Source organism: Peribacillus kribbensis DSM 17871, assembly GCF_000430765.1.
GTDB classification, from domain to species: Bacteria; Bacillota; Bacilli; order Bacillales; family DSM-1321; genus Paraperibacillus; species Paraperibacillus kribbensis.
In genome coordinates, this window is record NZ_AUMQ01000045.1 from 1 (window position 1) to 21,448 (window position 21,448).

General features: G+C 43.2%; 23 protein-coding genes and 14 tRNA genes. 27 read left to right on the forward strand and 10 right to left on the reverse strand.

The window, feature by feature from the left end:
- Positions 1 to 14: 14 nt before the first annotated feature.
- The 20 genes from H539_RS0110035 to H539_RS0110130 all read left to right on the forward strand — a co-directional run bounded on the left by H539_RS0110035 (position 15) and on the right by H539_RS0110130 (position 8,182).
- A tRNA-Leu gene (locus H539_RS0110035) sits at positions 15 to 99 on the forward strand.
- 5 nt (positions 100 to 104) lie between these two features.
- Positions 105 to 179, forward strand: a tRNA-Gly gene (locus tag H539_RS0110040).
- A 45-nt stretch (positions 180 to 224) separates the two neighbouring features.
- Positions 225 to 301 (forward strand) — tRNA-Arg (locus H539_RS0110045).
- Between the two features lie 4 nt (positions 302 to 305).
- Positions 306 to 382 (forward strand) — tRNA-Pro (locus H539_RS0110050).
- 13 nt (positions 383 to 395) lie between these two features.
- Positions 396 to 471 (forward strand) — tRNA-Ala (locus H539_RS0110055).
- Between the two features lie 19 nt (positions 472 to 490).
- Positions 491 to 567: transfer RNA gene (locus H539_RS0110060), tRNA-Met, on the forward strand.
- A gap of 8 nt (positions 568 to 575) precedes the next feature.
- Positions 576 to 671 (forward strand) — tRNA-Ser (locus H539_RS0110065).
- A 307-nt stretch (positions 672 to 978) separates the two neighbouring features.
- A tRNA-Met gene (locus tag H539_RS0110070) sits at positions 979 to 1,052 on the forward strand.
- Between the two features lie 146 nt (positions 1,053 to 1,198).
- Positions 1,199 to 1,274 (forward strand) — tRNA-Asp (locus H539_RS0110075).
- Between the two features lie 153 nt (positions 1,275 to 1,427).
- Positions 1,428 to 1,503: transfer RNA gene (locus H539_RS0110080), tRNA-Phe, on the forward strand.
- Between the two features lie 22 nt (positions 1,504 to 1,525).
- Positions 1,526 to 1,601, forward strand: a tRNA-His gene (locus tag H539_RS0110085).
- Between the two features lie 5 nt (positions 1,602 to 1,606).
- A tRNA-Gly gene (locus H539_RS0110090) sits at positions 1,607 to 1,680 on the forward strand.
- Positions 1,681 to 1,688: 8 nt separating this feature from the next.
- A tRNA-Ile gene (locus H539_RS0110095) sits at positions 1,689 to 1,765 on the forward strand.
- A 5-nt stretch (positions 1,766 to 1,770) separates the two neighbouring features.
- Positions 1,771 to 1,842, forward strand: a tRNA-Glu gene (locus H539_RS0110100).
- Positions 1,843 to 2,221: 379 nt separating this feature from the next.
- Positions 2,222 to 2,851 (forward strand): 5-bromo-4-chloroindolyl phosphate hydrolysis family protein, encoded by a 630-nt coding sequence (locus tag H539_RS0110105; RefSeq protein WP_026693413.1) that lies wholly within the window; start codon positions 2,222 to 2,224, stop codon positions 2,849 to 2,851.
- A 19-nt stretch (positions 2,852 to 2,870) separates the two neighbouring features.
- Complete coding sequence (locus H539_RS28285) at positions 2,871 to 3,803, forward strand: toxic anion resistance protein (protein WP_051348536.1); 933 nt, start codon at positions 2,871 to 2,873, stop codon at positions 3,801 to 3,803.
- A gap of 216 nt (positions 3,804 to 4,019) precedes the next feature.
- The gene (gene desA, locus H539_RS0110115) at positions 4,020 to 5,027 is read left to right on the forward strand and encodes a Delta(5) desaturase DesA (RefSeq protein ID WP_026693414.1); all 1,008 of its coding nucleotides are present in this window, start codon (positions 4,020 to 4,022) and stop codon (positions 5,025 to 5,027) included.
- 143 nt (positions 5,028 to 5,170) lie between these two features.
- Entirely contained in the window at positions 5,171 to 6,289 is a 1,119-nt protein-coding gene (locus H539_RS0110120; RefSeq protein WP_026693415.1) for a sensor histidine kinase, read from the forward strand.
- Complete coding sequence (locus tag H539_RS0110125; protein ID WP_026693416.1) at positions 6,286 to 6,885, forward strand: response regulator transcription factor; 600 nt, start codon at positions 6,286 to 6,288, stop codon at positions 6,883 to 6,885. Before H539_RS0110120 ends, H539_RS0110125 begins: the two co-directional genes overlap by 4 nt.
- A 103-nt stretch (positions 6,886 to 6,988) precedes the next feature.
- A complete protein-coding gene (locus H539_RS0110130) occupies positions 6,989 to 8,182 on the forward strand; it encodes a nucleoside transporter C-terminal domain-containing protein (RefSeq protein WP_026693417.1) in 1,194 nt (397 codons plus the stop codon).
- A 56-nt stretch (positions 8,183 to 8,238) separates the two neighbouring features.
- Here H539_RS0110130 and H539_RS0110135 read toward each other — a convergent pair whose 3' ends face one another.
- The 3 genes from H539_RS0110135 to H539_RS28290 form a co-directional block, all read right to left on the reverse strand.
- The gene (locus H539_RS0110135; protein WP_026693418.1) at positions 8,239 to 10,605 is read right to left on the reverse strand and encodes an immune inhibitor A domain-containing protein; all 2,367 of its coding nucleotides are present in this window, start codon (positions 10,603 to 10,605) and stop codon (positions 8,239 to 8,241) included.
- A gap of 170 nt (positions 10,606 to 10,775) precedes the next feature.
- Positions 10,776 to 11,336: a 3D domain-containing protein gene (locus H539_RS0110140; RefSeq protein ID WP_026693419.1), complete on the reverse strand. Its 561-nt coding sequence runs from the start codon at positions 11,334 to 11,336 to the stop codon at positions 10,776 to 10,778.
- Between the two features lie 517 nt (positions 11,337 to 11,853).
- A complete protein-coding gene (locus H539_RS28290; RefSeq protein WP_051348537.1) occupies positions 11,854 to 12,219 on the reverse strand; it encodes a DUF948 domain-containing protein in 366 nt (121 codons plus the stop codon).
- Between the two features lie 199 nt (positions 12,220 to 12,418).
- Here H539_RS28290 and H539_RS0110155 point away from each other — a divergent pair, with 199 nt between their 5' ends.
- A complete protein-coding gene (locus tag H539_RS0110155; protein WP_026693421.1) occupies positions 12,419 to 13,786 on the forward strand; it encodes an aspartate kinase in 1,368 nt (455 codons plus the stop codon).
- Between the two features lie 160 nt (positions 13,787 to 13,946).
- Here the strand turns inward: H539_RS0110155 and H539_RS0110160 are convergent, their stop codons facing one another.
- The 3 genes from H539_RS0110160 to H539_RS0110170 form a co-directional block, all read right to left on the reverse strand.
- Positions 13,947 to 14,138 carry a YfhD family protein gene (locus tag H539_RS0110160; protein ID WP_026693422.1) on the reverse strand — a complete coding sequence of 64 codons (192 nt, stop codon included), beginning with the start codon at positions 14,136 to 14,138 and terminating at the stop codon, positions 13,947 to 13,949.
- Between the two features lie 97 nt (positions 14,139 to 14,235).
- The gene (locus tag H539_RS30730; RefSeq protein ID WP_081415842.1) at positions 14,236 to 14,346 is read right to left on the reverse strand and encodes a YfhE family protein; all 111 of its coding nucleotides are present in this window, start codon (positions 14,344 to 14,346) and stop codon (positions 14,236 to 14,238) included.
- Positions 14,347 to 14,415: 69 nt separating this feature from the next.
- Positions 14,416 to 15,324: a TIGR01777 family oxidoreductase gene (locus H539_RS0110170; protein ID WP_026693423.1), complete on the reverse strand. Its 909-nt coding sequence runs from the start codon at positions 15,322 to 15,324 to the stop codon at positions 14,416 to 14,418.
- Between the two features lie 85 nt (positions 15,325 to 15,409).
- On the opposite strand from H539_RS0110170, the gene recX reads away from it, so the two are divergent.
- Positions 15,410 to 16,222: a recombination regulator RecX gene (gene recX, locus H539_RS0110175; RefSeq protein ID WP_026693424.1), complete on the forward strand. Its 813-nt coding sequence runs from the start codon at positions 15,410 to 15,412 to the stop codon at positions 16,220 to 16,222.
- An 82-nt stretch (positions 16,223 to 16,304) separates the two neighbouring features.
- Positions 16,305 to 16,625: a YfhH family protein gene (locus H539_RS0110180; RefSeq protein ID WP_169816028.1), complete on the forward strand. Its 321-nt coding sequence runs from the start codon at positions 16,305 to 16,307 to the stop codon at positions 16,623 to 16,625.
- 53 nt (positions 16,626 to 16,678) lie between these two features.
- Here the strand turns inward: H539_RS0110180 and H539_RS31450 are convergent, their stop codons facing one another.
- Together H539_RS31450 and sspK are read right to left on the reverse strand one after the other, a co-directional pair.
- Positions 16,679 to 16,825 (reverse strand): hypothetical protein, encoded by a 147-nt coding sequence (locus tag H539_RS31450; RefSeq protein WP_155889997.1) that lies wholly within the window; start codon positions 16,823 to 16,825, stop codon positions 16,679 to 16,681.
- Positions 16,826 to 16,854: 29 nt separating this feature from the next.
- Entirely contained in the window at positions 16,855 to 17,007 is a 153-nt protein-coding gene (sspK, locus tag H539_RS0110190; protein ID WP_026693426.1) for a small, acid-soluble spore protein K, read from the reverse strand.
- A 99-nt stretch (positions 17,008 to 17,106) separates the two neighbouring features.
- On the opposite strand from sspK, the gene H539_RS0110195 reads away from it, so the two are divergent.
- Positions 17,107 to 17,373, forward strand: a complete 267-nt coding sequence (locus H539_RS0110195) for a YfhJ family protein (protein WP_026693427.1) — start codon at positions 17,107 to 17,109, stop codon at positions 17,371 to 17,373.
- Between the two features lie 61 nt (positions 17,374 to 17,434).
- On the opposite strand, the gene H539_RS0110200 is transcribed toward H539_RS0110195, so the two are convergent.
- Positions 17,435 to 18,415, reverse strand: a complete 981-nt coding sequence (locus H539_RS0110200) for a metal-dependent hydrolase (RefSeq protein ID WP_026693428.1) — start codon at positions 18,413 to 18,415, stop codon at positions 17,435 to 17,437.
- 290 nt (positions 18,416 to 18,705) lie between these two features.
- On the opposite strand from H539_RS0110200, the gene mutY reads away from it, so the two are divergent.
- A complete protein-coding gene (mutY, locus tag H539_RS0110205; RefSeq protein WP_035322323.1) occupies positions 18,706 to 19,836 on the forward strand; it encodes an A/G-specific adenine glycosylase in 1,131 nt (376 codons plus the stop codon).
- Positions 19,837 to 19,847: 11 nt separating this feature from the next.
- Here mutY and H539_RS0110210 read toward each other — a convergent pair whose 3' ends face one another.
- Positions 19,848 to 20,072: a hypothetical protein gene (locus H539_RS0110210; RefSeq protein ID WP_026693430.1), complete on the reverse strand. Its 225-nt coding sequence runs from the start codon at positions 20,070 to 20,072 to the stop codon at positions 19,848 to 19,850.
- Between the two features lie 86 nt (positions 20,073 to 20,158).
- Here H539_RS0110210 and fabL point away from each other — a divergent pair, with 86 nt between their 5' ends.
- Both fabL and H539_RS0110220 read left to right on the forward strand, forming a co-directional pair.
- The gene (gene fabL, locus H539_RS0110215) at positions 20,159 to 20,908 is read left to right on the forward strand and encodes an enoyl-[acyl-carrier-protein] reductase FabL (protein ID WP_026693431.1); all 750 of its coding nucleotides are present in this window, start codon (positions 20,159 to 20,161) and stop codon (positions 20,906 to 20,908) included.
- A 77-nt stretch (positions 20,909 to 20,985) separates the two neighbouring features.
- Complete coding sequence (locus H539_RS0110220) at positions 20,986 to 21,372, forward strand: gamma-type small acid-soluble spore protein (RefSeq protein WP_026693432.1); 387 nt, start codon at positions 20,986 to 20,988, stop codon at positions 21,370 to 21,372.
- The last annotated feature ends 76 nt before the right edge of the window (positions 21,373 to 21,448 follow it).

Below are 21,448 nucleotides of genomic sequence, written 5' to 3' on the forward strand. Positions count from 1 at the left end.
CACCATCTTCATATGCGGGTGTGGCGGAATTGGCAGACGCACCAGACTTAGGATCTGGCGCCGCAAGGCGTGGGGGTTCGACTCCCTTCACCCGCACCATATATGCGGAAGTAGTTCAGTGGTAGAATACAACCTTGCCAAGGTTGGGGTCGCGGGTTCGAATCCCGTCTTCCGCTCCAGAGAACCTTTCGGATGTTTGAATTACCAAGATAATATAGTAAAATGCGCCCGTAGCTCAATTGGATAGAGCGTCTGACTACGGATCAGAAGGTTATGGGTTCGACTCCTTTCGGGCGCGCCATTTACGGGAAGTAGCTCAGCTTGGTAGAGCACTTGGTTTGGGACCAAGGGGTCGCAGGTTCGAATCCTGTCTTCCCGACCATTGAAATGAAATTGGGGCCTTAGCTCAGCTGGGAGAGCGCCTGCTTTGCACGCAGGAGGTCAGCGGTTCGATCCCGCTAGGCTCCACCAACTGAAGTTAAATAAAGATGGCGGCGTAGCTCAGCTGGCTAGAGCGTACGGTTCATACCCGTGAGGTCGGGGGTTCGATCCCCTCTGCCGCTACCATATTTATTGGACCTGGTATACCCAAGTCCGGCTGAAGGGATCGGTCTTGAAAACCGACAGGGGTGTAACAGCCCGCGGGGGTTCGAATCCCTCTACCTCCTCCATTTTAAATTTCATAATTTCTTATCGTCGCGGGGTGGAGCAACGAGCATTCCTTCGATGAAAAAGCATCGAGTTGTACCGATTGATCTGCTTCTTGGAGGGCTTACTGAAATCGGGACAGTCCTGGCAGGGACTTAAAGCATATGCGAAAATTATACTTTTTACCGTCGCGGGGTGGAGCAACGAGCATTCCTTCGATGAAAAGGCATCGAGTTGTACCGATTGAGCCGCATCTTGAGTTGCTTACTGAAATCGGGACAGTCCTGGCAGGGACTTAAAGCATATGCAGAACTTTATATTTCTTATCGTCGCGGGGTGGAGCAGTCTGGTAGCTCGTCGGGCTCATAACCCGAAGGTCGCAGGTTCAAATCCTGTCCCCGCAATAAGTGGTCCCGTGGTGTAGCGACGAGCGACGCTGCGGTGACTCATCTGCGAGTTGTCTCGACGCATTTACTTCAGTGAGTATACTGGAAGAGGAAGAGACAGTTAAGCAGGATCTATTAGCATAACGAATTCTTATATCTAAAGTGGTCCCGTGGTGTAGCGGTTAACATGCCTGCCTGTCACGCAGGAGATCGCGGGTTCGATTCCCGTCGGGACCGCCATTTATGGCTCAGTAGCTCAGTCGGTAGAGCACGTTCGAGTAAGCTGTGAAGATGACTTCAGCGCACAAATCGAGCTGCTGCTTGCATAAACGTTCTGAGATTTGTGTGAAGGTAAAAGGCACCTAATTGGTTTAGGAAACAATATATTTTTATGGCTCAGTAGCTCAGTCGGTAGAGCAAAGGACTGAAAATCCTTGTGTCGGCGGTTCGATTCCGTCCTGAGCCACCATTTTTATATTTAAATGAATTTGGCGATTGTGGCGAAGTGGTTAACGCATCGGATTGTGGTTCCGACATTCGTGGGTTCGATTCCCATCAGTCGCCCCATTGATGCGGGTGTAGTTTAATGGTAAAACCTCAGCCTTCCAAGCTGATGTCGTGGGTTCGATTCCCATCACCCGCTCCAATTAATATGGGCCTATAGCTCAGCTGGTTAGAGCGCACGCCTGATAAGCGTGAGGTCGATGGTTCGAGTCCATTTAGGCCCACCATATCCGGCCCCTTGGTCAAGCGGTTAAGACACCGCCCTTTCACGGCGGTAACACGGGTTCGAATCCCGTAGGGGTCATTCTGAAGCTGTCTGCATAAGCAGACAGCTTTTTTGTGGTTAAAAATCATCCTGAATAAATTAACATTAACAAAAAATATATTTATGGGGAATCTTCCTGCTTGAGCCCAAAAATATTCAATTCGTTTGACATGTGACATTTTCCTCCAGTTTTGTTACATTGCAAAAAATGTAAAAATTATGGATAATAGAAGGACGAAGCCTCCAATCAGTAAAATACATGCGTATTATAAGACTCTGGTCTTATAAAAGTTTACATCCACAGTCTCTTTTAAATCCTATTGTATTATCGTAAGGTATAATTGCATTGCTTTTCTCCATAATATGAAACCCAAAGACCAGCTATTCCGTATAAAGTAAATAAGAGAGGAGTCCAAACATGAATAAATTTGCTGTATTATTTTTATCCTTTACCGCTGCTGTGCCTGCTGCCTTTACAATATTTCTGTTCAGCTTTTTCGGATTGAGCCAGTCACTTTGGATCTCTTTTATATTTTCCCTTCTTGGAGCATTCATATTTTTCTGGGGGGTTTCCAGAGTTGTTAAATCCCGCTTTTTGAAGAAACAGGGTCTTACCAGAAAAGAATACCGCTACATTGAGCAAAATTTACTGGAAGCTAAACAAAAACTTTTTCGTCTGCATAAAGCCTTGATGGTAAGCCGTCATCTTCCTTCATTAAGAAAGAGGATTGAGTTAATCAAGATCACTCGAAGGATATTTAGTTTGACCAAAAAGGAACCAAAACGTTTTTATCAGGCACATGATTTTTATTTTTCCCATTTGGATTCGGTAGTAGAACTGACAGAGAAGTATAATCTGCTCGCTTCGCAGCCAAAAAAGAGTTTGGAAATTGACATGGCGTTATTTGAAACGCTAAATACAATGGATGAGTTAATAGATCTGATAGATAAAGATTTATTTGCCATCCTGTCTGAAGATCTGGAACAACTCCAATTTGAGCTGGACGTCGCTAAACGCTCCATGGAAACTCTTCCTGAGTCCAATTGAAAGAGAGCTGGGATAAGACATGATTGATCAACATTCCCTTAAGGAAAGAATCAGCTTACTGGATCCAGAGGATTCACACAGTATTTTAAGCTATGGCAATAGTACTCAAACTCGTTTGGCTGAAATTAGCGGCAGTATGCTTCAGGTAGTGCAGAGAAAGGAAGCAGGCCTTATAGGAGATGCCATCCAGGAGTTATTGGCAAAGCTGGATGAAGTTCCTGTGGACAAGCTTATAGGGGCACCTGGTAAATTTTCTAAGTTATTTAGAAGGAGAACATCTTCCATTCAAGAAACGCTGTCAAAGCTTCATAAAATGGCCATCGTCATAGAAAGAATCAGCGTTAAACTGGACAGAAGCAAAAGCTTCCTTTTGGAAGATACCTTGAAGCTAGAGAGATACAAGGAATTAAATTACGAATTTTATCATGATCTTGAAGCCCATATTACGGCCGGGGAAAAGTATCTGGAAATCCTTGTAGGACAGATTATCCCCAAGTGTAAAGAAGAAGGGGACAGCTCATTAAACCCCATGAAAGCTGATCGGTTAGTACAGGGTCAACAGTGTGCGGAATTATTGGAAAACCGCCTTTTAGATCTAAAGGTCAGCAGGGAGATTGCCCTCCAGAGCATAGCCCAAATAAATATGATTCAAAAATCAAATGAAATTTTTTATGATAAGATCCAGTCATCGATTGTAACTTCGATTCCCATTTGGAGAAATCAGGTATCTATCGTTTTATCTTTACTTAGAGAGAAGAAGGCCGAAGAAATAAAGAGATGGAATAACTCCATTGAAACGGCTGGTATTCAGACATTAAAGGGTACTCAGGAGAATCTGATGTCCTCCCTGAGAGAAGCCATTAAGATCCACCAAGCAGGAGAAGCGGACAGAAACAAAACAGTTTCACAGCTTAGTGGATTGGCCAGTCATAGATTGGGCAAGATAACGTAATTGCAGCAATAAGCAGCTTAGCTGCTTTTTTTTTGCACTGAAAGAGCGGCTTTAAACCGTTTCTGCCGCTTCCACGTATTCATCTATAAAAGGTTACCCAACAGATAAAAGCAGCCCATGACATATGTCATACTCCATGCATGACGTGTGCTACTGCACAAGAACAAAATCGATGTTTATAATGAGAGGGAGATAAGAGGAAGGGAATACATGATCATGTCCAAACAAAAACTATTGAATTTAAAAAAGCAGATTTCTGAGTATGAAAAACCTGATTACCGAAATAGTATGTTCCAGATTATCAATACCCTCGTGCCTTTCATGTTACTTTGGTATCTTGCTTACAAGAGCATCGACTTTTCTGTGATTCTTACGCTTGCTATAACAGTGGTGGCTGCGGGTTTTTTAATAAGAATTTTTATAATCTTCCATGATTGCTGCCATTTTTCCTTCTTCAAGAATCGGCGGGCTAATAAAATTTTGGGAACTGTGACAGGGATTTTGACCTTGTTTCCTTTTAGTCAATGGCAGCACGACCACTCGGTTCATCATGCGGGAAGCGGTAATTTAGATAAACGAGGCACTGGGGATATTTGGGTGCTTACTGTTAATGAGTATTTAGCAGCCGGAATGTGGACAAGGATCATGTATCGCCTTTATCGTAATCCATTTGTGATGTTTGGTTTAGGCCCCATTTATGCCTTTCTTATAAAGAACAGGTTTAATAGAACAGGGGCAAGAATGAAAGAGCGTATTAATACGTATGTAACCAATATCTTTATAGTCGTTCTGGTATTGTTCTTTTGCTGGCTGGTGGGCTGGCAGGCATTTATACTTGTACAGGGACCCATTTTTTTGATATCGGGATCACTCGGAATCTGGCTGTTCTATGTACAGCATACTTTTGAGGATTCATATTTTGAGGAAAACGGTGAATGGGAATATGTAAAGGCTGCAGTAGAAGGAAGTTCATTTTATAAGCTGCCCAAACTGCTTCAGTGGCTGACAGGGAATATTGGTTTTCACCATGTTCATCACTTAAGCCCAAGAGTACCGAATTATAAGCTGGAGAAGGCCCATAAACATGCGCCTCCCCTTCATAATGTACCTACCATTACACTGGCAGCCAGCTTATCCTCCCTGCGTTTTAGGCTGTGGGATGAGCATAAAAAGAAATTTGTGAGCTATAAAAATCTGAGAATCAACCAGGGAAGCTTTAAATAATTATGCTTTAAAAGCAAAACCTTTTATACTGGTAATAGGATCTTCCTTGCACTTAAAGCTGAATACAAAAAAATTAAGACTCGTCCGACTCACTTCCAAGTTGATTCAGGCGAGTTTTATAAATTGTTTATGGAGCTCTTATCATGATAAAAAAATACTTTTCTTTTCAGAAGTTGAACGGGATTTCTCTCTATATTTGGCTGGTGCTCTGCATTCTGCCATTCTACTTTGTTTTTCATACTTCATCCACTGTAAAGATTATAATTGGAATCGTCTTGACTGTCCTTTTTTTCATTTTTTATCGTATCGCGTTTCTTTCCAAAGGGTGGGTCGTTTATTTATGGTCATTTATTTTAATGACCATTTCCATTACTACCACAAGCCTTTATAGTTATGTATACTTTGCATTTCTACTGGCATATTTCATCGGGAATATCAAAGAAAGGCCGGCTTTTTTTATTTTATATTTTGTTCATTTAATCAGTACATCTATTTCTATTAATTACAGTATTTTGGTCCAAGATGATTTATTTTTCAAGCAGCTGCCTTTTGTTGTAATTGCCTGGATCAGTGTAATTCTTCTGCCGTTCAGCATTCATAACCGGAAAGAAAGAGATCAGCTTGAGGAGAAGCTTCAGGATGCCAATGAACGTATATCAGAGCTAGTTAAGTTAGAGGAAAGACAGAGAATTGCCAGGGATTTGCATGATACACTCGGGCAAAAGCTCTCACTGATCGGGTTAAAAAGTGATTTGGCCAGGAAGTTAATACCTAAGGATCTGGATTTGGCAAAAAGTGAACTAAAGGATGTGCAGCAAACGGCACGAATTGCTCTGAATGAGCTTAGAAAGATTGTTTCTTCGATGAGGGGAATCAAAGTAAAGGATGAACTGCAGCGTATTGAACAAATCCTTGCAGCAGCTGGGATTGATTATAAAGTCGATATTGGAAAAGAATTTGGTAAAATTTCATTATTATCGGAAAATATTTTAAGCATGTGTTTAAAGGAAGGGGTAAACAACGTAGTTAAACACAGCGGTGCCACTGCCTGCCATATTTCTATCACACAGGAAAAGGACGAAGTAACTCTATTGATACATGATAATGGTTTTTTTAAATCAGGAGAATCTAAGGGGCATGGCCTGGCTGGAATAAGGGAGCGGCTGGAGTTCGTCAATGGCAGTGCTGAGATTAATTTGGACGAGGGAACTTCGTTGATTATAAGGGTACCTAATGATTTAAAAAAGGGTGAAGATCATTGATTTCCATTATTATAGCTGAGGACCAGCAAATGCTGCGCGGGGCTCTAGGCTCACTGTTAAATCTAGAGGATGATATGACAGTGATCGGAAAAGCCCGGAATGGGGAAGAAGCAGTGGCTCTTGTGAAGGATTTAAATCCTGACATTTGTATTATGGATATAGAGATGCCGGGAAAAACAGGTTTAGAAGCAGCAGAAGAGCTGAGGGGATTCCATTCAAAGGTGATCATCCTGACTACTTTTGCGAGGACTGGATACTTTCAGCGTGCGTTAAAGGCTGGAGTAAGGGGGTATCTTCTAAAAGACAGCCCGAGCGAAGAACTAGCGAATTCAATAAGGAAGATCATGGATGGTAAGAAAATCTACGCTCCTGAACTGATGGATGATTTATATGGAGAAGATAATCCTTTAACAGAAAGGGAGAAGGAAGTCCTGGAGTTGGTCGCTGATGGAAAAAATACAAAAGAGATAGCGGATGAGTTAAGCATTAAAACTGGAACGGTCCGGAACTATATTTCCACGATTCTAGATAAACTAGAGGTGAAAAACAGAATAGAAGCAATCACCCGGTTTAAAGAAAAAGGCTGGTTTAAATAGCCCGGCTGCTCATAGAAGCAGCTGGGTTTTTTTATGCCATTCGGAAAACAGTGAAGGAATAAGGCGGCCTATTCAGGGGACAATAACCCTAGGAGCTGATCGGATGTTATTCTTGCTGAATTGTATAGGAATTGTTGTTGTTCTAGGGCTGATCTTCTTGTGTTCACCTGAAAAGAGAAGGGTGAAGTGGAAATCCATTATTATTCTGCTGATTACAGAGTTCCTCATTACGTGGTTTATGCTTTCAACGAAGGTGGGAAACTGGGTCATTGATAAAATAGCTTCCTTTTTTACATGGCTTATTTCCTGTGCCTCAGAGGGCATCTCTTTTGTATTTCCATCTGCGATGGCAAATGAAAATGTAGATTTCTTTTTCAGTGCTTTAATGCCCATTATCTTTATTATTACATTCTTTGATATACTCACTTACTTTGGGATATTGACATGGCTGATTGATAAGGTAGGCTGGGTGATTTCCAAGATATCCGGTCTTCCCAAGCTGGAAAGCTTTTTCTCCATACAAATGATGTTTCTGGGGAATACTGAAGCACTGGCTGTCATCCGGCAGCAGCTTGGGGTCTTAAGGGAGCACAGGCTTCTCACCTTTGGAATCATGAGCATGAGCAGTATTAGCGGATCCATCATTGGGGCCTATTTATCGATGGTGCCGGCAAAGTATGTATTTGCCGCCATTCCACTTAACTGTCTGAATGCGCTGTTAATCGCCAGTATTTTGAATCCTGGTGATGTAAACAGGGAAGAGGATATCGTATATGTTCCTCCAAAAGAGGAAAGGAAGGACTTTTTCTCCACTATCTCTAATAGCATGCTGGTAGGTATCAGGATGGTGATCGTCATTGCTGCCATGGTGATCGGCTATGTGGCACTGACTGCGTCCATCAATGGCATTCTTGGTGTGCTGATTCACGGACTGACGATTCAGAAGATCTTTTCCATAATTTTCAGCCCCTTCGCTTATTTGATGGGACTATCCGGAAAGGATGCCATGTATGTGGCTCAGCTGATGGGAATAAAGCTCTCTACGAATGAATTTGTTGCAATGCTCGATATTAAAAATAAGATTCCGCATCTTCCAAATCATACTGTTGCTGCGGCAGTTACCTTTTTAACTTCCTTTGCCAATTTTAGTACGGTTGGGATGATTTATGGTACATTCAGTTCTCTTTTAAGTGATGAAAAGTCAGCGATCATCGGGAAAAATGTGTGGAAGCTGCTGGTCAGCGGTGTGGGGGTTTCCCTTCTTAGTGCCATGATTGTGGGCTTATTTGTATGGTAACTGCCTCAAACTTGAAAAAGGGCTGCCTCATAATCTTATGAGGCAGCCCTTATGTTTTATTTAGATATTACTACTTGTCCAACTGTTCTGTCGCTGCTTTCACCTGTTACAATGAATTTTAATCCATAATTCGGCACCTTACGGCCGGAATCAGGAAGAACAGGATTAGTGTAATTGAAAGAATCGCTGAATAGCGGGTTTGGCCTTGTATAGCTGTCTGTCAGCGTAATGCCCTTGTTATTTAAAAAGAACTTGGATGTTGGCACTAATCCAAATGCCGCATCATGAAGCTGGTAACGATTTGCCGCGGCAGTACCGTCCGACCATTTCAGACCGTTTTGATCTGCGTCCACTACCCCAAGGAAACCTTCTCCAGGATGGATGCCTGTCCAGTTATCAGTAAAGCTGTTATCTACGTACCATACAATGAGTCCCGGATCGTAGGAAAGTAAGCTGTCACCGCGTCTGATATGGGCAAGACCGGCATCTGCACCCTGGTGGTTACGCCATTCAAGAAGATAATAATTCGTATAGAAGCTGTATCCGCTGCTCTTTTGGAAACCGCCTGAAAGGTCGAACTTGATGGTGCTGTCTGCGTTATCTTCAAGAACTGTGCCTTTATCAGTGGTCACCTTGATATCATCTGCATAGAAGCCTTCCTGTGCAGCTCCGCCATCTGTATCATAGTTAAAAGATAATATGATGTTTTTCCCTGCATAGGCGCTTAAGTCAAAAGCCGCATCCACCCATCCGTTGGAAGTGCCGGTAATTCCATTACCAGGGTTTGATTCATTCGGATTTGTATCCGTCGTCAAATTATTCGCAAGGCCTGTGAATGTTTTTCCACCGTCTTCGGAAACTCTTACGCTGGCATAGTCAAAGTTTTTTTCAATATCATACCAGGTTTTAAAGGTCAATTGCGCAGAAGAAGCATTCGTCAAATCCACATTTGCTTTCATGGAGTTGTGCAGATTGTCTCCTTTACCGGAGAAGAATTCATTGTTTCCGCTGGCTGGTGTATTCACTGTTACCTTTTTATCTGGCAGATTGACACGGACCGCATCATTATTGCTGCCTTTAGAGTTAGCCTGGTCAAGAAGAATGGATGTCCCTTTTTTGGTAATATCGCTGAAATCAAGTGTAGAACCCTTCAGCCAGTTGCTTCCCTCCATAGAGTTTTGTAAGTATTCGCGATCATATGAGCTGAAACCGGTCGGCTCTGTTCCAGGAATATCACCGGACCAGCTGCCTGATGACATGATGGACCAGTGGCCGACAGCCTCACCGGCCCCTGTGTACTGCGTATCATATTCATCCGGAAGGCCGAGGTCATGGCCGTATTCATGGGCGAATACTCCAGCAGCACCATCAGCAGGTTCTACTGTATAATCATAGGCTGCCATTTTGCCGTTCCAGTTATCCGAATCAGCTGTTGTTCCTGGGATGCTATACACACTGCCAAGATTCCACCGGTGAGACCAGATTGCATCTGCACCTAAAGAACCTCCGCCGGCTTCTTCACCGACTGAAGAGTGAACGACCATTAAGTGATCAATAAGGCCGTCCGGCTCATGGTAGTTGCCATCTCCATCCAGGTCATAGCGATCTTCTTTATCATAGTCCTGCAAGTTAAGGTTTGGATCCTTAGAGGCTTCATTCAAAATATCCTTAATCAGGCTGCGCGGATTGGCATCACTGCCTGTAGCAGGGTCATTCCCGCCATAGTAGGCAGCGTTATGAGGAGCTTTGTACCAGCCGGATACATGGCCGGATATCGTATATGAGCCGCCGGACTGTTCCTCGTAAAACTGTTTTACAGACATCAGTTTTTGTCCGCTTGGCCCTTCATATCCTTTTTCCCCGAAAATCATGTCCTGATAGTGCTCTTCAGTGTAATCCTTATAGTACATATCAGATTCACCAGGCTTAATGCTGTTATGTGGGAAATCTGGATATTCCGCCAGGAGGACAAGCACTTTATCTTCTCTGACAGGTCCTTTCCATTTTCCATCTTTTTTTACGGATTTGACTTTGTCTGCATGTTCAAAGCGTTTGTCTTTGCCTACGCCGTTTTTATTTTGTTTGTTTTTGATTTGTTTCTTGAGCTTTGCGCTTTCAGCCTTTAGGGATCCATTATCCTTCGGTGCTTCCGCTGCAAGTTTCTTAAGGTACTTGTTTAATAGCTTTTGTGATTCAGCATCCGTTGCGTTTGCTGGGATCTTGCCAGACTTTTTAAGCATTTCAATCAGCTTTTCATCGTTGGCAATGCCGAAATCAATCGGGGCAGAGGAGCCTGCTGTTAATGCTGATGAAGGAGAAGTACTTGCTTTTACTTCCTGGGCATTTACCTGTAAGCCTGCGGAAAATAGCAGGCCCATGGAGAGGACCGCGGCAGAGGCAGCGGAAAGCTTTTTCTTTTTCATTATGTTCCCCCTAGTATATCGGAATAATTAGTGTTACGAAATATATTATATCTCAAATTCTATAAATTTTCAGAATAAACTAATAGTTCTAATTTACTATTTTTTAGCAGAAGGGAAGCACAAAAAAGCCTGCTTCTTCAGCAGGCTTAAGTACTCGACATTTTATTTATTTACTTCATGATTTTAATTTTTACAGTTTTGCGTCCCCATTGAAGGGCTTTTGACTTATTAGAGATGAATACATCAATCTTATTTCCCCTTACCGAGCTTCCCTTATCTGCTGCTACAGCGTAACCATAGCCTGGAACATAAACCTTAGAACCCAGCGGGATAACTTTTGGATCGACGGAAATGGCTTTGGCATTTGGATTCTTCTTCAGGTTGAGACCGGTTGAAGTAATGCCGCTGCAGCCTTTGCAGCTTGCAGTATAAGCTGTAGCTGTCACTGTAATCTCCTTGTAGGAAGCAGCCGGTGAAACAGATGCGGCCTTCTTGGCAGCAGGGGCTGCAGCTGAGGCAGAAATCTTTAGAACTTGTTTTGGCTTGATATGATCGCTTTTAAGCTTATTCCAGCTTTTAAGCTGTGATACAGATATATGATATTTTTTAGATATTCCCCAAAGGGTATCTCCGCTTTTTACTTGATATGTATTTGAACTAGCTGATGCAATTCCATTGGCTCCAAACGATAGAAATAGTAGAAGACCTGCAAAAATACTTATTTTTTTCAAAACTTGTATTCTCCTTTTTTCGTTGGTAGGAATAGAATACCAATTGAATGTAACAGGAATGTTTCAAAGGATTGCTAATTTCGTTACAAAAAGGAGACATCTTAGGTAGTTTATCGTAACAAAGTGCTAATTTATACCCGGACTTTCGCTCTACTTCGCTTGCTATTATTGGAAAAACTGCGGGTAGAGAATGGGGGATCATTATTTTATGATAAAAAAAGGCTGTTTTCGCAAACTTTATTGCTATGGATCAAAGTGGCTGATTTCCGCTCCAGGATGCTCGCTTTCCGCGGGGCGGGCGGTGAGCCCGCAGGAGTTTCGCACCTTCCGCTCCAATCAATCTGATTTAACAACGGGATTTCCCCTCAGAACCCTTTAAAAACAACAATCTTTTGAAAAAAGCCTAAAAAAGATGTATGAAGAGATCTGGAATCAGCCTCATATCCTCTGACATCTTCCTTTTAATTCAACAAAAAACGATCCGGAATAAAGCACTCCGAATCGTTTATCCAATTTATTATCGTCCATAGTTGGCGAGCAGTTTTTTTGTTTTGCTGTTGGACTGTCTTTTTGATTCCTTGCTGGTTTCAGGTTTGAGTCTTTTCCAAAGCTGAATCAGCGGCTTTGGAGTGTCTTTTGCGCTTTGGATGGTTAGGTTGACTGCTTCTTTTTTAACTTGTATATCTGTCATAAGCTGCTGCTGGTGTTCGGTTAATTGATTGGTTTCCACCTTTATGGTATCAGTCTTTTGCTGAAGGCGGGCGGCAGTGTTTGACATGTTATCAATGGCCGGCTTTACGGCTTTAAACGTCTTAAATGCGTATACACCTAAATAGACAAGGGAGAGGACGATGACTGCAAGACTAATGTAGACAATAATCATTTTTTACCTCCTGTAATATAGTATGCCTTTTCCTTACCTTTACCCGCTTTAGAGAAATATATAACTTTTAATGGTCATAAATAATTCTTTTTAAGGTAAACAAATGTATTTTTAGTATGGAATTTTCTTGATTCTTTTCCATAAAACATTATAATAAAAGTTAATTTTCGAAAAATTCGCTTTACCAGGAGATGCTTACATGAAGGTCATTAAGTTTGGTGGTTCCTCGCTTGCATCCGGGACTCAATTTAAGAAAGTGCTGGATATCATACGGGCGGATAAGGAAAGAAGAATTGTTGTAGTCTCGGCCCCTGGCAAGCGATGTGAAACAGATCGGAAGGTTACAGACTTGTTAATCGAAGCCGGAAATGATTTCTTAGAGAAAAAAGAACTAAACGAAATCTGCTTTACTGATCTATTGGCGAGATATTCAGGAATTGCTGAGGAATTGCAGCTTGGTGAAAAAATTATAACAGAGATTAAAGCCGATCTTCTAATGAGATTGACTTCAGATTTTACTTCTCCTCTTCATTATATGGATAGGGTAAAGGCTGCAGGAGAAGACAATAATGCAAGACTGATGGCGGCCTACCTTTATAATGAGGGAATCGAAGCGAGGTATATGAGTCCTTTAGAAGCCGGCCTCCTGGTCAGTAATGAACCTGGTAATGCCCAGGTTCTGCAGGAATCGTACCGGAACCTGGAAGCACTGAGGAATTTATCCGGCATTCTGGTTTTTCCGGGATTCTTTGGATTCTCGCAGGAAGGGGAAACGGTCACTTTTCCAAGGAGCGGTTCCGATATCACAGGAGCTGTCCTTGCAAATGCGGTCCATGCAGAGGTATATGAAAATTATACAGATGTGGATGCAGTGTATGCCGTAAATCCATTTACCGTGAAAGAACCTAAGGAAATTAAGGAATTGACATATAGAGAGATGAGAGAGCTTTCCTATGCCGGATTTAGCGTCCTTCATGATGAGGCGTTGATTCCTGCTTTTCGTGCGGGAATTCCTGTGCATATTAAAAATACCAATAATCCTTGTGCACCGGGAACTCATATCGTAAGCAGCCGTCTGAACACAAATGGCCCCGTTGTGGGGATCGCAAGTGATGCGGGCTTTTGCAGCATTTATATAAGCAAATACTTAATGAACCGGGAATTAGGGTTTGGCCGGAGAATTCTGCAGATTTTAGAGGATTTTAATATTTCCTATGAACACTCTCCTTCAGGAATCGATGATATATCGATCATATTAAAGCAAAGTCAAATGGACAGCAGGACCGAAGAGAGGATCATAAATAGAATGTATGAGGAATTAAAGGCAGATGAAGTAAAGATTGAAAAGGATATCGCTCTTATCATGGTGGTAGGGGAAGGAATGCGGCAGAATGTAGGGACTACAGCAAGAGCTTCAAGAGCACTGGCTGCTGCATCGGTAAATATAGAAATGATCAATCAGGGATCTTCTGAAGTCAGCATGATGTTCGGAGTTAAAGAGGTGGATGAGCAAAAGGCAGTCAGGGCTTTATATCAAGAATTTTTTGCTGAAATTCCGGTCTGCTAATGATAGTGTCAGGCGGAATATTCACAGTTTTAATCACTTATTAACAGATATATCCACAATCAGGATATATACACCAGAATTCATTAACAGGTTTTTACACATTATCCACAAAAAACAAAACATAAAGCCGGCACTAGAGAAGTTCTGTGCCGGCCATTTTTTATCCCTTACGCAATCTTCTTGCTTTTGCCCGCTGGTCTGCAGCCTTGCTGCGAGCCTGGGCCTCCATATCATCTGTATCGGCCAATGCTTCAGAAAACTCTACATCAATACCATCATGCTTAAGCTCTTTCGGTGTAAGCGGAAGGTCTTGTTTGTTTCTGCTATGATTTCTGCCTCGGGAACGTGCCATTAGAACGCCTCCTAGAGATGATGGACTAGGGAAGATTCTTTCCCTTCTAGTAGCATTTCACCTGAAAGGCAGCATCATAGCTGGTAATTCATGCAGATTATTTTGTATATCCGGCTGCACGGTCCGCCTTCTTGAATTCTCTGTTATACGTTACTTCCTGGGCGCTGGTTAAATGGTTTTTCTGCTTTTCATTGCGTTTCTTTTCCATGCAACTGCCTCCTTTAAAAGAATTATTAGCCATTTTTCCCCTTATTCACCTGAATAAACGCAGAAATTTTCACCCTTTTAAAATATCTGAGAGAGCAGAAGAAAGTTCAGGATATTGAAAAGAGAATCCTGCAGTTAATAATTTTTTGGGAAGCACCCTCTGTCCCTCCAGCACAAGCATGCTCATTTCCCCTAAAAGGGTGCGGAGAGCAAACGCAGGGACCGGAAGCCAATGCGGCCGGCCCAGAACCTTTCCGATCGTTTTACCGAATGCAGCCATTGTGACAGGATGGGGCGCCGTCATATTCACAGGCCCTTTTAGCTCTTTATGCTCCAGGAAAAAAGAAAAAGCACGGACTATATCTTTAATGTGGATCCATGACATCCATTGCTGTCCGCTTCCGATCCGGCCGCCAGCAAACAGTTTGTATGGAAGAAGCATTTTAGGGAGAGCACCTTCATTTTTTCCAAGGACAATCCCGAATCTCGTGTAAATAGTCCGGATACCAAGTTCCTCTGCTTTCTTCGCTTCCTTTTCCCATCTATGGACGGTTTCTGCAAGGAAGTCTGATCCTATTTCCCTGGATTCTTCATCAAAAGTCATTTTCAGTGAAGTTCCATAAATGCCTACCGCACTGGCATTAATGAAAACATCCGGCTTTTGGGGAAGCTCCTTGATAATGCGGATCATTTCCTGTGTGGTCTGCACTCTGCTTGTAACAATTTTTTGCTTTTGCTCTTCTGTCCATCTCCCGCCATTTAGCGATTCTCCCCCCAGATTAATGACTGCATCCAATGGGGGAAGTTCCTTTTCAGGGGCAGCCCCGTCCTTCAGCCAGTTGATATAGTGGACGTTTCTGCCGCTGTGGTGGATTTTTGGATTCCTTGTTAATATAAAGAATTCAGCTCCATTCTGGCTCAATGAATGTATAAGCGCCTGACCGATAAAACCAGTGCCGCCTGCAACAGCGATTTTCACATCAATCCCTCCTTTTTAGTTATTCGAGTGTGAATGAAGAAAACCCTTTTGTAATGTGGTACATTTAGTGCAGGGGGTGAGCGGTATGGCCCGTATATCTAAAATAACGGCTCAAAAGAAAAGAACCGACCGTTTTAATATTTATGTTGATAAAGGTAATGGAGCTGAGTATGCATTCAGCGTGGATGAAGATGTCCTTATTAAGTTTGACTTGAAAAAAGGCAAGGAAATCAATGAATTCGACTTTGTGGAGATCGGCTTTAATGATGATATCCAAAAAGCGCTCAACTCTGCCCTTCATTATTTATCCAGCAGGATCCGGACGGAAACAGAAATCAGGAACTTTCTGAAGAAAAAAGAATATGGGGAATCCATTATTCAGGAAGTCATTCATAAATTATATAGCTATGATTACTTGGATGATGGGGAATTTGCCAAAGCGTATGTGCGTACCCAGATGAACTCCAGCTTGAAGGGAAGAGGGGTGATTTATCGGGAGCTGAAGGAGAAAGGGGTACCTGAGGAGGCAATCCAGACCGGGCTTTTGGAATATCCCGTTGACAAGGAGCTTGAAAATGCAGCTAAGATTGCCGAAAAAACGCTGAAACAGGCAAAGTCCTCCTCCCAAAGGGAAGCCGTCCAAAAAACGGAGGCCTCCCTGATGAGAAAAGGGTTCTCTAGAGAAATCATCCAGGAAGTTATAAAAGAGGCGGATATAGAGAAGGAAGAAGACGCTGAATGGGAAGCGATCGTCATCCAAGGCATGAAGGCCCACCGGAGGTGCCAAAAATACACCGGATACGAATATACACAGAAAATGAAACAAACCTTATTCCGGAAAGGCTTCCCGACGGATATGATTGAGAGATTCCTGGAAGAGCTGGGAAATGGGGGCTGACCCCATTTCCCGGTACGGTGTATCCATAAAAATAACAAGGGAAATAGGGACTCTCCCCATTTCCGAAAAAGAGGGATTTATGATGAGCGAGAAGCGGTATAGTGATTTGTCGGTATCTGAGCTGCAGCAGGAGATTGCGGTACTGACCGATAAGGCGAGGAAGGCTGAGAGGCTTGGGATGGTGAATGAGTATGCTGTGCTTGAGCGGAAGGCAACGATGGCAAAGGCGTATCTTTTAAATCCTGCTGATTTTAAGGCTGGTGGGCTTTATGAGATTGAAGGGGCTCCCGGCGAGTATTTCAAGGTTCAATATTTAAATGGGGTTTTTGCCTGGGGCTTTCGTCTAAATGGCAATAAGGAAGAAGAAGCGCTTCCGATTTCCTTGTTGAAGGAGATTAAATAGGTTAAATTCTTGGAGTATAAAAACACCGGCTTATACAGCCGGCGTATGTTATGTTAATCATCATTTTTATCATTAAAGGATAAAGCAGAGTCCATTTCAGGCAGCCGTGAAGGGCTCTCTGGAATAAAGCCCTTCGCTTTTGCATGGCGGGGGCCGTGTCTATGCTTCGGAACAGCGGGACGATAGGACATGCTTTTCATAAAATCACTCCGTCAAAGATAATAGCTAATTAACGCTCTCTAAGAGAGGAAGCCTTCATGCGTTCCTGAGGATGTGTATTGATGGTACCGTCCGCCCGCTTGGAAGCAAACTCTGCCTTAGCGCGCGGTCCGGCATCCGTGCCGTTGGGCTGTCCAGGGAAAATTCGATCTTTGTTGGTCATCTGAATTCCTCCTTGATTTGGCGTTAAGCCTACCCTTAGTATCGGTCAATTTAGAGGTTCTATGTTTTATAAATAAAGGAACTGGAGGCGAAATGAAGAATGCATAGTTATATTGAAGTGCTCACGAATCTGCTGTTAAGCAAAAACGAGGAATTGTCACATGCAAAAGCCAAAACATGGGTCGAGCTTCTCTGGGAGGACTTTGAAGCTACCTACGCGAAAGCCGGACACGAATACCGCGGCCCGGAAATGACGGAAAAATATGTACGTCAATTGATTGAGACATATGGAGCAGACATTCACCGTTTTTTAGCCGGCAATTCAAAGTACAAGCATTTATTTGAGGAAAATGAGCCCAAGCATTAAAAAAGAAGCTGTCTCGGCAATCAAGGGGTACAAAACCTCTTAAAGAGACAGCTTCTTTTTATTATCCCGGCACAATCTGCAGCTTTTTCCTCAGTTTTTCTTCACTGAATATCCAGCCAGTATACGAATTGACAATATTCAGCTCCTTATCGAGATGTACGACAGCCACAAAGGGATAATAGCCATTGGTCCTGTATCGCAGATCGATGAACCGGACCTCGGACAGCTCTTCCCCTTCTGTAATCTCAAACCGGTATATAGGAGAAAATGAAAGAAACGCTGATAAATTCTTATCATGCTTTGCCGCTTCAAGAAGGCTGCTGTGCGGAAGAGGAACCCTGTCGAATGTATCCAAAATGGTCACTTCCCTGTCGCAGGAGCGGGCGACATAATACTTCGTATCGGTCAGTGCGGCGATCCTCCATCTGTGAAACCTCATGGTAGGGGAAATAATTACCTTTTTTGCGTCTGGTATAAGTTTCAAAATAGAGTTTTTGACCCGCCGCTGCTCAATAAATCTAAACACATAATAGACAGCGATGACCATGTACATCGTGAAAAAAATGATCCCCGGATGAAGCCCGAATCCCCAAAGTATAATCCCTGCAACATGGGCACCGAATATAAAAGGATCAAAGGTGTTGATGATACCAAGAGCCACCCACTTGGACGAAATAGGACGGATTGCCTGGGTTCCATAGGCATTAAAAATATCAACAAACACATGGAACATCACAGCAAAAAAAGTCCAAAGCCATAAATGCAAAAAATTCACCTCTGGGAAAACAACGCCCAGTGTACCTGATATAAGCAGCGGCCAAAACATGACAGCGGGAATGGAGTGGGTGATTCCTCTGTGATTCCTGATATAAACCGCATTGTTCTTAAGTTTTAGAACCGTATCCAAATCAGGAGCCTGCTGGCCAAGTACAGCACCGATCAAGACAGCTTGAGCAGCAAGGGTATGCTCACCGATGGCCGGGTCCAAAGTTGCCAGACCCCCGATGGCTATGCCCATAACAAAATGAGTTCCGGTATCCAAAAGGCCAACCTCCTAATTGTTTATAGATATTACCTGAGATGATCAGGCTGGTTCCATCCGCTTTGCCGTAATCCGTACGGGCAGCTTTTACGGGCTTAAGGCAGACGGAGAAGTATTGTAAAAACATACCCGAGAGCAAGGGTACTTTTGACAGTTCCTAGTTTTATTACTAATATGGTGCATATTAATAATTCCTTTTATCCAGCAGGCATATTAAAATGTAAGTGGCCCCAGGCCTTTAGTAGTTTCTTTTTTATTATATTCCCATATCCCCTGTAAAGTTAACATCAATGGAGGTCAAATCATTGAATAATTCAAACTTGCTGGAAAAGGTGGATGTACCTTTATTCAGACAAGATCTTATAAACTGGTTTACTGAAGAACAAAGAGAGCTTCCCTGGAGGGAAAATTCCGATCCTTACAGAGTTTGGGTCTCAGAAATCATGCTTCAGCAGACAAGAGTCGATACGGTTATCCCTTACTTTAACCGATTTTTAGAATGGTTTCCATCCTTGGAAAGCCTTGCTGATGCAGATGAGGAAAAAGTCCTTAAAGCATGGGAGGGACTTGGTTATTATTCCCGGGTCAGAAACCTGCAGAGTGCCGTTCGAGAGGTTAAGGAGGCATATGGTGGCATTGTACCCGATAGCCTGGAAGAGATATCAAAGCTTAAAGGAGTCGGGCCCTATACTGCAGGAGCCATCCTTAGCATTGCCTACGGAAAACCGGAACCTGCTGTGGATGGGAATGTCATGAGGGTGCTTTCGAGAATCCTCCTTATTGACGAGGATATTGCGAAGCCCAGGACGAGAAAAATATTTGAAGAGGCGGTACGGGTCCTGATTGACCCTGCAAATACCTCTTTTTTCAATCAGGCACTGATGGAACTGGGAGCACTGATATGCACCCCGGGAACTCCTTCATGCCTTCTTTGCCCGGTAAGGGAGCATTGTTCAGCCTTTGCCGAAGGGATGCAGACTGAGCTCCCTGTAAAAAGCAGCAAAAAAAAGTCCAGAGATGTAAAGATTACTGCTGCCGTCATAACGAACAGCGCAGGGGAAATCCTTATCAGAAAACGGCCGTCCCAGGGACTGCTAGCCAACCTATGGGAATTTCCAAGCTATGAGGATCAATCAGCCCTCTTAACCAGACGGGAAACCTTTAAAATGCATTTCCAGGAGGAATGTAAGGAGGAATTGCATTTGAACGGGCATCTTATAGCCCTTGACCATGTTTTTTCCCATTTAGTCTGGAAAATGGAAGTATTCACTGGACAAATCGATGATTTAGGGGAAAATATAACAGATGGTTTAAAACCATATAAATGGGTGAACAAAGATCAAATTGAAGAATACGCCTTTCCAGTATCACACCAGAAAATCTGGAAGGCTTATGTGGATATGATTGAAGCATCGGCCTAATGGCCGATACTTTAATCAATAGCTGGTCTTGTTCCGTGTGTGTAGTCTGCTTCACCGCGGTTCAAACCTCCGCGGTGTTCAATCTCTTCTACGATTTCCCTGTGAATGGTCTGGCCTTCAGCATTCAGGTAAGGAACGACCTGTCTGAGTGTCTGATGGAAATAAGCTAATTCGCTGTCCTGCCATTCTGTTTTAGGGATCATGGAAAGCTCGGTCATATCGCGGCCAACGTACATATTTTCTTCCTCCTTAAATAGCATAAGTATATGTTTTTACCAAAAGTGTTCATTATTCATATAAACCATTAGAAGGGATGTTAAACATGGCACAAAAAGTAGCATTAGTAACAGGGAGCAGCCGGGGAATAGGGAAGGCGACAGCCATCAGGCTGGCAAAAGAAGGCTATGATATCGTGATTAACTTTGCAAGAAGCCGCTCTGCGGCACAGGAGGTAGCCACTGAAATAGAAGCCCTGGGCAGAAAGGCCCTTTTGATTAAAGCCAATGTCGGGGATGTTGCGAAAATTAAAACAATGTTTGAAGAGATTGAAAATGTATTCGGGCGGCTGGATGTGTTTGTCAACAATGCTGCTTCCGGTGTATTAAGACCGGCCATGGATCTGCAGGAAACCCACTGGAACTGGACGATGGATATTAACAGCAAGGCATTTCTTTTCTGCGCACAGGAAGCTGCGAAATTGATGGAAAAGAACGGCGGAGGAAAGATGGTAAGCATAAGCTCGCTTGGATCTATCCGGGTGCTGGAGAATTATACGACTGTCGGCGTTTCAAAGGCTGCCCTGGAAGCACTGACAAGGTACCTGGCTGTGGAGCTTTCTCCCAAAAACATCTGCGTGAATGCTGTTTCAGGCGGAGCGATTGACACAGAGGCGCTTAAGCATTTCCCTAACCGGGAAGAGCTCCTTAAAGACGCTGCCACGCAGACTCCTGCCGGCCGCATGGTTCAGATCGAAGACATGGTCAACACCGTCATGTTCCTGATCTCTAATGAATCTAGCATGATCAGGGGCCAGACGATCATTGTGGATGGCGGGCGCTCCCTGCTTGTGTAATTGGTAAAACTTTCTCAGGAAATTTCGGATAACTTCACGCATCTTGGTTACATTAAGAGCGTGGAGGTGAAAAAACAATGGCAAACAACTTTGGAAAATCCCAAGCAAACACTAACGCTCAGCAAGTAAGACAACAAAACCAACAGGCTTCTCAAGGTATGGGAGCTCAAGGTATGGGAGCTGCTTCTCAAGGCCAATTTGGCACTGAGTTCGCTTCTGAGAGACAAACAAATGTAGCTGAAGTGAGAAGACAAAACCAACAAGCTTCTCAAGGCATGAGCTCTTCAGCTTCTCAAGGTATGAGCTCTTCAGCTTCTCAAGCTATGGGAGCATCTGCTTCCCAAGGCCAATTCGGCACTGAGTTTTCTACTGAACGCCAGACTGACGTTCAGCAAGTAAGACAGCAAAATGCTCAAGCTAATGCTCAAAAAGCTCAAAGAGTAAACAATCAACAACAACAATAATGATACGAGGAGACAGCAGCCGCTGTCTCCTTTCTTTATTTTTAATCCCATGTTTCTCCTCGACAAAACTTCCAGT